Origin of the sequence: Actinomadura bangladeshensis, from assembly GCF_004348335.1 — a bacterium.
Taxonomy (GTDB): Bacteria; Actinomycetota; Actinomycetes; order Streptosporangiales; family Streptosporangiaceae; genus Spirillospora; species Spirillospora bangladeshensis.
In genome coordinates this window covers 1-8,633 of the sequence record NZ_SMJW01000304.1, presented here as the reverse complement: position 1 = coordinate 8,633, position 8,633 = coordinate 1, and the positions used below count along the sequence as shown (strand labels likewise).

Sequence of the window (8,633 nt, the reverse complement as noted above, 5' to 3'; positions counted from 1 at the left end):
CGGCGGGGCCGCCTGGGGGCTCGGGGCCGGCGACGCGCCGCGCGTGCGGACGTCCGAGCAGCGCATCGCCGTGGTGGACGGGCCGAAGAACGACCGGCGCATCGTCCTCGACACGACGTTCTATCGTCCGGTGGGGCGGTCGAAGGGCCCGGCGGTCATGCTGGGGCACGGCTTCGGCGGCTCGAAGCGGGAGGTGGCGGGCGAGGCCCGCGAACTGGCCCGCGCCGGGTACGCGGTGCTGGCCTGGTCTGCGCGCGGGTTCGGGCGCTCGACCGGGGAGATCGCGCTCAACTCCCCCGACTACGAGGTCAAGGACACCCGGCAGCTCATCGACTGGCTCGCGAAGCGGCCCGAGGTCGTCCTGGACGGGCCGGGCGACCCGCGCGTCGGCATGGCCGGGCAGTCCTACGGCGGCGCGATCGCGCTGCTGACCGCCGCCCACGACCCGCGGGTGGACGCCATCGCGCCGCAGATCACCTGGAACGGCCTCGCGGACGCGCTCTTCCCGTCCGCGACCGGCGCCGGCCCGGCGGAGGGCGTGTTCAAGAAGCTGTGGGCGGGGGTCTTCTTCACGAGCGGCGCGGGCCGGACGGCCTGCGGGCGCTTCCTGCCGTCCCTGTGCGAGATGTACCAGGAGGTCGCGGAGACCGGCCGTCCGACCGCGTCGGCGATCGAGACTCTCCGGCGGTCGAGCCCGGCCTCGGTCGCCGGCCGGATCCGGGTGCCGACGCTGCTGATCCAGGGGCAGACCGACTCGCTGTTCCCGCTGGACCAGGCCGACGCGAACGCCCGTGCCATCGCCCGGAACGGCGCGCCGGTGTCGGTGGTCTGGTTCCAGGGCGGGCATGACGGCGGCGATCCGGAGACCGACCGGGTCGAGGGGCTGGTGCGCGACTTCTTCGACGCGCGGCTCCGCCGCTCGGGGCCCGCTCTGGACGGTTTCACGGTGACGCGGGCGGGCGGGCTCGACTCGTCCACGCAGCGGGTCGTCGTGGAGGAGGCGACGACGTCGCGGTATCCGGGACTCTCCGATCATCCGGTCGGCATGCCGCTTTCCGGGCCGGAGCAGACGATCTTCAACCCGGCGGGCGGGTCGCCGCCGTCGATCTCGTCGGCGCCGGGGCTCGGGGCGCTGTCCTCGCTGGGCTCGCTGGGCGGGTCGGTGCCGTCCGACATGCCCGGACAGACCGCCACGTTCGACACGGCTCCGCTGGACCATCCGGTGCGGCTGACCGGGGCGGCCACGGTCCGTCTCAAGGTGCGGGGCGACGGACCGCTGTTCGCGAAGCTCTACGACGTCCCGCCCGGCGGCGGCGCCGCTCCTGCGCGGCGGCTGGCGGCGCCCTTCCGGGTGTCGGGCGGCCCGTCGGGCGGCTCGTCGGAGGTCACGGTGACGCTCCCGGCGATGGACTACCGGTTCGACCGCGGCCACCGCCTGCGCCTCGTCATCGCGACGACCGACATGGGCTTCGCCACACCTGCCGCGCCTTCGTCGTACAAGGTGCAGGCGGTGTCGCCGCTGAGCGTCCCGACCGTGCCCTCGTTGGCGACGGCGTCCGCGCCGTTGCCCGCGTGGGTGTGGGCACTGCCGGTGGCGGGGCTCGCCGTCGCCGTCGGCATCCTCGTGCCCGGACGCCGTGGGCGCGGTTCGTCTGCGGAGAGCGATGTCCCGCTGGAGATAACGGGCCTGACGAAGGCGTACAAGAACGGTCATCTCGCCGTGGCCGATCTGTCGTTCCGTGTCGAGAAGGGGCAGGTGCTAGGGCTCCTGGGGCCGAACGGTGCGGGGAAGACAACGACCCTGCGCATGCTCATGGGCCTGATCCACCCCGACTCGGGCGAGATCCGCATCTTCGGTCAGCGCGTCACTCCTGGAGCACCCGTCCTGTCCCGCCTTGGGTCCTTCGTAGAGGGGCCCGGGTTCCTTCCCCACCTCTCCGGACGCGACAACCTGGACCTGTACTGGCGCGCGACCGGCCGTCCCCTGGACGAAGCCCACCTGGACGAGGCACTGCAGATAGCCGACCTGGGTTCGGCACTGGACCGAGCGGTCCGCACCTACTCGCAGGGAATGCGGCAGCGGCTCGCCATAGCCCAGGCCATGCTCGGGCTGCCGGACCTGCTCGTCCTGGACGAACCGACCAACGGCCTCGACCCGCCCCAGATCCGCGAGATGCGGGAGGTGCTCGTCCGGTACGCCGCCGCCGGGCGGACCGTGATCGTCTCCAGCCACCTGCTGGCCGAGGTCGAGCAGACCTGCACGCACGCGGTCGTCATGGCGGGCGGGCGCCGCGTCGCCGCCGGTCCGGTCAGCGAGATCACCGGCTCCGGCCGCCGCCTGGAGGACGCGTTCCTGGAGATCATCGGAGAGGCGCCATGACGACCTACGACGTCCGGCGGACACTGCCCCTGCGGGTCGAGGCCGTCCGCCAGTTCCGGCGCCGCCGGACCCTCGTCGCGTTCGGGATCCTGCTCGTCCTGCCGTGGGTGCTGGTGCTCGCGTTCAAGCTGGGCGGCGACCCGGGCCCGGACGGCGTCCCCAGCCTGGTCGACGTCGCCACGTCGTCCGCGCTGAACTTCGCCCTGTTCGCCCTGTTCGTCTCGACGGGCTTCCTGCTGGTGGTGGCCGTGGCCCTGTTCTGCGGCGACACGGTGGCGAGCGAGGCGGGCTGGTCGTCGCTGCGCTACCTGCTGGCCGCGCCCGTCCCGCGCGCCCGGCTGCTCCGCCAGAAACTGGTCGTCGCGCTCTCCTACGCCGTCGTGGCGGTCGTCAGCCTGCCGCTGATGTCCCTCGCGGCCGGGACGGCGGGCTTCGGCTGGGGCGACGTCGAACTGCCCACCGGCGGCACCGTCCCGGTGAGCACCGCGCTCGGCCGCATGGCGATCATCGTCGGCTACTCCCTGATCGCCCAGCTGGTCGTCGCCGCCCTCGCGTTCCTGCTCTCCGTGGCCACCGACTCACCGCTGGGCGCGGTCGGCGGCGCCGTCGGCCTGGTCATCGTCAGCAACATCCTGGACGCCGTCACCGCGCTCGGCTCCTGGCGCGACTTCCTCCCGACCCACTGGATGTACGCGTGGATGGACGCCCTCCAGCCGCAGATCCAGTGGACGGGCATGGCGAAAGGCTCTGCGATATCCGTTACCTACGCGCTGATCCTTTTCGCGCTGGCGTTCCGCCGCTTCCGATCACGCGACATCGTCTCGTGAATTTCCCGCACGCATGGTGATCGTCCGGCGACACTGCGCCGATATTTCTTCTCGAAAATCGGTCGAACCGGCAGTGTTCGTCGCATAGGCTCAGCGAACCTTGCCTGCGCCGACCGCGTCGTAGGAGGTGACGACGATTAAGTCGGTCCCGTTGGGGGGAGATGATCACCATGGCACGGCAGCAACTCATCAAACGCCCCAGGCCCCCACGTCCACCGAGCCAGCCCGATCTGAGGACGCCCTCCGGCCGCCTGCTCCCCTACTGAAGCCGCGCCAGGAACCTCTCCCGCTCGACCACCGCACGCTCGATCCGGCCGATTCCCACGACGCCCCGCGCGTCGACGGCCCTGACACCGAACACCAGCCGCCGACCGTCCACCTCTTCGAGCTCCGCCTCCACGGTCACCCGGGCGCCGACCGGGCTGGCCGCGCGGTGCTCCAGCTCCACGCGCGTCCCGACGGACGTCCGGCCGTCCCCGAGGTGGTCTCTGACGGCCTCGACGGTCGCCGCCTCGGCAAGCGCCAGCAGCCGGGGCGTCGCGAGGACGGGAACGTCCCCGCTGCCCACCGCGGTGGCCGTGTCCGCGTCACCCACGACAAGGGACACCTGCCCGTGCAGTCCCGGTTTCACAGGTCGCGCTCCAGCCGCGCCGCGACTTCCCGGTACCGGCTCACCGGCACGAGATGCACCCCGTCGAACGCCCCGCTGTCCCTGATGGCGAGGACCTGCTCGCACGCCGCCGCGACGCCCGCCGCCCGGTCCCGCTCGACGGCCTCGACGAGGTCCGCGGGGATGTCGATGTCGGGAATGGCCGCGGCCAGATTCCGGGCCATCCCGGCGCTCGCCAGGACCATGACCCCCGCGTAGACGGGCCCGTCGACCCCGGCGCTCTCCCGCCACCGCAGCAGGCTCTCGACCGAGTAGCTGACCTGGACGAACGTGAGGTCGGCGGCCTGCTTCCACGCGGGCACGCTCCGGAGCCCGGACGTCACACCGACCTGGAACGGCCCGCATCCGGCGAAGACCTCGTCCTCGCTCGCGGCGCGGGCCTCCTCCATCATGGCCCGGACGGTCAGCTCACTCGTCCGTCCGCCGGCACGCGGCTTGTCCCCGTAGACGAAAAGGAATCGCTCGACTCCATAGGCGGCGGCGGTGAGCAGGTCCCTGCGGAATCCGAGCAGATTGCGGTCCCGCGAGTTCAGGCAGGCGATTCCCCGCGCGCCCATGGCCTGGACCTCGTGAGCGACGGCCACGCTCGACACGGTGGCCCGTCCAATGTGGTTGTCGGGAATCAGGAACGAGTCCGCGACGGGACTCAGCACCCCGATCTGATGCCGGACCTTCTGCAGATCGGGCCGAGTAGGCGGCTCGACCTCGCACACAACTTCGAACCCCACGCCCGCCCCTTAGTCGCCGCGCTCCAACCACCCTCAATCTACGGGACCCCTCCCGGCCGCGCCGCGCTAGGGGAGCGGGCGGATCGTCCGTGCGATCTCGTCCAGCTCCTTGATGTCCTCGCCGGGCTTCATCCCGAAGGTCACCCCGCAGATCCTGTCGCCGGGCACCAGCACGCGGACCTGGACGGCCCGCGCGGCGATCGCGGCCTTCACCGTGTAACCGACCTTCACCGCGGGCATCCCGCCGATCGTCAGCGTGCTGGACTCGATGTCCTGGGCCCCGATGCGGGCCAGCCCCGCCTTGGTGACGAGCTCCAGCTGCTCGGCCGTGACTCCGCCGTTCGGCCCGCAGAGGCCGCTGATGTTGTTGATGTAACCACCGGAGGCGCCGGCCGTGTCGACCACATAGAGCAGGTTCTTCCCCTCCAACTGGGCCGCGCCTTGCTCGATCGCCTCCGCCGAGGCGCCGGAGACCCCGGCCTTCCGCAGGGACTCCGCGATCTCGCCCGCGTTGACGTCGACCTTGACCCAGCGCTGGGGAACGGCGATCGACAGCCCGACCTCCGGACTCTCGATCTTGCGCCATCCGTCCGGTACGGCCGGAGCCGACGCGGCGGCGCTCTTCTTCTCCCCGGCCGCGTCATCGCCACCGGAGGAACAGCCGCCCAGAACGGCGGAACTCAGGGCCACGGCAACGATCAACGCACGATTCACTCAATACCTCGCCAGGGGGACGCCGCGCGCCGACCGGCACGCGATGAAACGTCAACACCCTAGACCGGCCCGCCGTTCTATTTCCGCCCATTTATTGGTTGCACAGCCCGGATACTGGGCCCCGCGACCACACGAACACATCTACCGCACGACGCTGACCAGCACCGAACGCTTTCCGCCCTCCGATGGCAATTCCCCGGTGCAAGGCGATCCAGACACGAGGAGGGTCATGACATCTGATCCGAATGATGCGGAGTTGATCGCCCGGTCGCTCGACGGCGATGAGGACGCCTTCGTCGAGGTCGTCCGGAACCACGAGGCGGCCGTCGGTGCCTACCTCGCCCGCCGGGTCGGCCGGGAGCAGGCCGAGGACCTGCTCGGCGAGGTGTGGGCGGCGGCGCTCGCGTCCCGCGCGGCCTACGACCGCGCGTTCCCCGATGCCCGCCCGTGGCTGATCGGCGTGGCGCACAACATGCTCCGGCGGCACTGGCGCTCGCGCCGCCCCGAGCAGCCGCGGGCGGACGTCGCCGGCAGCGCGTCCGGCTGGGACCCGTGGGCCGCCGTCGACGACCGCGTCGACGCCGAGCCCGTGCTGCGCCGCGCCCTGGCCCTGCTCGGACCGCAGCAGCGGGAGATCGTGACCCTGGTCGCCTGGGAGGACCTGACCGTCGCCGACGCGGGACGGGCGATCGGCATACCGCCCGGGACGGCGCGCCGCCATATGCACGAGGCGCGCATGGTGCTGCGGAACGCGCCGGGGATGGCCGCGCTGCTGAACGACCACGACACGGTGAAGGAGGCCCACTGATGGCCGACGAACTGGACCTGCTGCGAGACATGAGGGACGTCGAGCCGCTAAAGCCCCGCGCCTACGAAGAGGCAAGGGCCGTTCTCCGCTCGGCGATGGCCACACCGGAAGCACCGACCCGACGCGCCCGATGGAGCATGCGCCGCAAGGTGGGAGTCGGTACCGCCGCCTTGATCGCCGCATCCGCCGCGACGGCACTGGTCGTCACGTCCACGTCGCCGTCCAGCGCCCCCCTCACGACACACACCCCGGCGGCGAACCCGATCCTGACCAAGTTGGTGGCGGAGATCTCGCCCATGCAGCCCGAGTCGTCGGGCGACGCGACACTGACCGTCCGCAACCTGTCGCCGACCAGTGACAAGGTGGCCGACAACGGCATCGACCTGTACACCGACGACGGCATGTACTACTGGGGGAACGACGCCGACGCTCTGCGACGAGCCATCGCCGGTAACAGGGGCGACAGCAGCTACAAGCGCGGCATAGCCGTGGCGCTCTACGCGGTGAAGGGCGACCTCGGCACCGCGCGCGCACGGATGTCCGTCGCCAACTTCCCCCCGGGCACGGACCTGGAGGAGGCGCAGCGCGCAGGCGAGCGAACGAAGATCGAGAAGCTCAAGGCCGCCGCCAAGGCGCGGGGCGAGAAGTACGTCCCGCCGAAGCCGCCGACCCCCGAGCAGAAGAAGGCCATCACCGACAACCACATCTGGTCGAACGCCATCGACACGCTGATCGCGGCACCGAAGAACCCCCAGGTCCGAGCCGGCGTGCTCCGCATCATGGCCACGATGCCGAAGGTCAAGGTCACGAAGACGACCACGGCCGGTCAGCCCACCCTGGCCCTCTCCGACACCTGGGCCGCCGGAAGCGAAAAGCTGGTGATCAACGCCAACACCGGCCAACCGGTAGCCCTGACAAGCAGCGCCCCAAACGCCCCCAACCGCACCATGTACTACCACACCACCCGCGTGAACCTAACCGACATCAAATCCGGCAAGTTCTGACCCCGTGCGGGCCGCCAACCCCGGCGGCCCGCACACCGATCACCCGACACCGCCAGGCACCCGCGCGATGCGAGGACTTATACGGCGACCACCCTTATGGACTTTCCGCAGAGGGTCGTCATGTCGTCCTCATCGGAGGTCAGGAGGATCACCGGTTTGGGAGCCCGGAGCGCCGTGGAGGCAACGACCGCATCGATCGCGTATTTGTGCCCGTGAACCCGGTGAGTGCGCAGCAGCTCCATGGCGGCCAGACTGATCTCTTCGGTAACCGGTTCGACGCGGAGCCTGGACAAGTACCAGCGAAGCCGGTCCGGTCTGGTCCGGACGTCCTGGGCCTCGATCGGGGTGAGTGCACTGACCACCACGCGGAAGGCGTTCTCCTGGGCTTCGCGGACCAGCGCCGTGACGCGTTGGTCGGCCCGGCACCACTTCACCAGACCCTCGCAGTCGAGGACGAGCGTGCCAGCACTCAGCCTGCTTCGTGCTCGACCCACTCGGCGCCCTCCTGCAACTCGGGTGCCGCCTTGACGGCGCGGAAGAGTTCCACGGCCTCATCGCGCAGCACCTGCGGGATCGGGCCCGACGCCTCCTCGTTGGCCTGCAGGGCCTCTTCGAGCAGATCGCGCTCTATCTGGCGCTCGACGGCGGCATCGACGTAGGCGGAGAATCCACGGGCCCCCACCCGTTCGCGGACGGCACGGATGTTCCCGGCTCTCAGCGAGACGCTCACCTTCACCGCTGGACCTTCACCCAGCCCGAACTCTCTCTCCTCACCCATGGACCCAGTTTACTACTTCAAGTAGCAAAATACGCTCGGGTTGAGAGACAGCCGAGCGGCTGCCGCGGGCGGGTCAGGAGCGTTGAGTTGCTTCGGGGGTTACGGAGTAAGGTTCGCGGGTGGTCAGGCGGGGGATGGCGTTCGGGGTCGGCGCGTATGCGTTGTGGGGGCTGTTCCCGCTGTACTGGCCGCTGCTGAAGCCGGCGGGGGCGGTCGAGATCCTGGCGCACCGGATCATGTGGTCGCTGGTCGCGGTCGCGGTGGTGCTGGCGGCGCGGCGGACCTGGGTGCGGGGGCTGACGGCGCGGCAGATGTGGTTGCTGGTCGCGGCGTCGGTGGTGATCAGCGTCAACTGGGGGACCTACATCTACGCAGTCAACAGCGGGCGGACGATCGAGTCGGCGCTGGGGTACTTCATCAACCCGCTGATCAGCGTGGTGTTCGGGGTGGTCGTCTTCCGGGAGCGGCTGCGGCCGGGGCAGTGGGCGGCGGTCGGGCTGGGGGCGGTCGCCGTCGTCGTGCTGACGGTGGATTACGGGCGGCCGCCGTGGATCGCGCTGGTGCTGGCGCTCGCGTTCGGCGTTTACGGGCTGCTCAAGAAGTCCGCGGCCGTGCCCTCGGCCGAGAGCCTGGCCGTCGAGACCGCCGTGATGTTCCTGCCGGCTCTCGTCTTCGTGGTCGCGCTGGAGGGGCGGGGAGAGGCGGCCTTCGGGCATCACGGGGT

The 8,633-nt window shown here is 70.7% G+C and carries 10 protein-coding genes; 5 read left to right on the top strand and 5 right to left on the bottom strand.

The genetic code is table 11. The features are described 5' to 3' along the window. Together E1284_RS35515 and E1284_RS35510 are read left to right on the top strand one after the other, a co-directional pair. A partial coding sequence (locus E1284_RS35515) for an alpha/beta fold hydrolase (RefSeq protein ID WP_131944545.1) occupies positions 1-2,380 on the top strand: 2,380 nt, incomplete at its 5' end. Beyond that, positions 2,377-3,207, top strand: a complete 831-nt coding sequence (locus E1284_RS35510) for an ABC transporter permease (RefSeq protein ID WP_131944544.1) — start codon at positions 2,377-2,379, stop codon at positions 3,205-3,207. The genes E1284_RS35515 and E1284_RS35510, both read left to right, overlap by 4 nt. 259 nt (positions 3,208-3,466) lie before the next feature. On the opposite strand, the gene E1284_RS35505 is transcribed toward E1284_RS35510, so the two are convergent. The 3 genes from E1284_RS35505 to E1284_RS35495 form a co-directional block, all read right to left on the bottom strand. Beyond that, the gene (locus E1284_RS35505; protein WP_243714945.1) at positions 3,467-3,802 is read right to left on the bottom strand and encodes a thioesterase family protein; all 336 of its coding nucleotides are present in this window, start codon (positions 3,800-3,802) and stop codon (positions 3,467-3,469) included. A gap of 32 nt (positions 3,803-3,834) precedes the next feature. After that, a complete protein-coding gene (locus tag E1284_RS35500) occupies positions 3,835-4,605 on the bottom strand; it encodes a methylenetetrahydrofolate reductase (RefSeq protein ID WP_131944542.1) in 771 nt (256 codons plus the stop codon). A gap of 66 nt (positions 4,606-4,671) precedes the next feature. Continuing rightward, positions 4,672-5,295: a hypothetical protein gene (locus E1284_RS35495; protein WP_131944541.1), complete on the bottom strand. Its 624-nt coding sequence runs from the start codon at positions 5,293-5,295 to the stop codon at positions 4,672-4,674. A 253-nt stretch (positions 5,296-5,548) separates the two neighbouring features. Between E1284_RS35495 and E1284_RS35490 the strand changes: the two genes are divergently transcribed. After that, positions 5,549-6,127, top strand: a complete 579-nt coding sequence (locus E1284_RS35490) for an RNA polymerase sigma factor (protein WP_131944540.1) — start codon at positions 5,549-5,551, stop codon at positions 6,125-6,127. Then, complete coding sequence (locus E1284_RS35485; protein ID WP_131944539.1) at positions 6,127-7,131, top strand: hypothetical protein; 1,005 nt, start codon at positions 6,127-6,129, stop codon at positions 7,129-7,131. The genes E1284_RS35490 and E1284_RS35485 overlap by 1 nt, the downstream gene beginning before the upstream one ends. A gap of 77 nt (positions 7,132-7,208) precedes the next feature. Here E1284_RS35485 and E1284_RS35480 read toward each other — a convergent pair whose 3' ends face one another. Then, entirely contained in the window at positions 7,209-7,625 is a 417-nt protein-coding gene (locus E1284_RS35480) for a PIN domain-containing protein (protein WP_131944538.1), read from the bottom strand. After that, on the bottom strand, positions 7,601-7,909 hold the full coding sequence (locus E1284_RS35475; protein ID WP_131944537.1) for a hypothetical protein: 309 nt from the start codon (positions 7,907-7,909) through the stop codon (positions 7,601-7,603). The genes E1284_RS35480 and E1284_RS35475 overlap by 25 nt, the downstream gene beginning before the upstream one ends. 119 nt (positions 7,910-8,028) lie before the next feature. On the opposite strand from E1284_RS35475, the gene rarD reads away from it, so the two are divergent. Continuing rightward, a partial coding sequence (rarD, locus tag E1284_RS35470; RefSeq protein WP_341770456.1) for an EamA family transporter RarD occupies positions 8,029-8,633 on the top strand: 605 nt, incomplete at its 3' end.

What these genes read in the sequence shown, in the direction of transcription:
- E1284_RS35510 (WP_131944544.1), top strand. Translation starts at nt 2,377, where the DNA reads ATGACGACCTACGACGTCCGGCGGACACTGCCCCTGCGGGTCGAGGCC.
- E1284_RS35490 (WP_131944540.1), top strand. Translation starts at nt 5,549, where the DNA reads ATGACATCTGATCCGAATGATGCGGAGTTGATCGCCCGGTCGCTCGAC.
- E1284_RS35485 (WP_131944539.1), top strand. Translation starts at nt 6,127, where the DNA reads ATGGCCGACGAACTGGACCTGCTGCGAGACATGAGGGACGTCGAGCCG.
- E1284_RS35475 (WP_131944537.1), bottom strand. Translation starts at nt 7,909, where the DNA reads ATGGGTGAGGAGAGAGAGTTCGGGCTGGGTGAAGGTCCAGCGGTGAAG.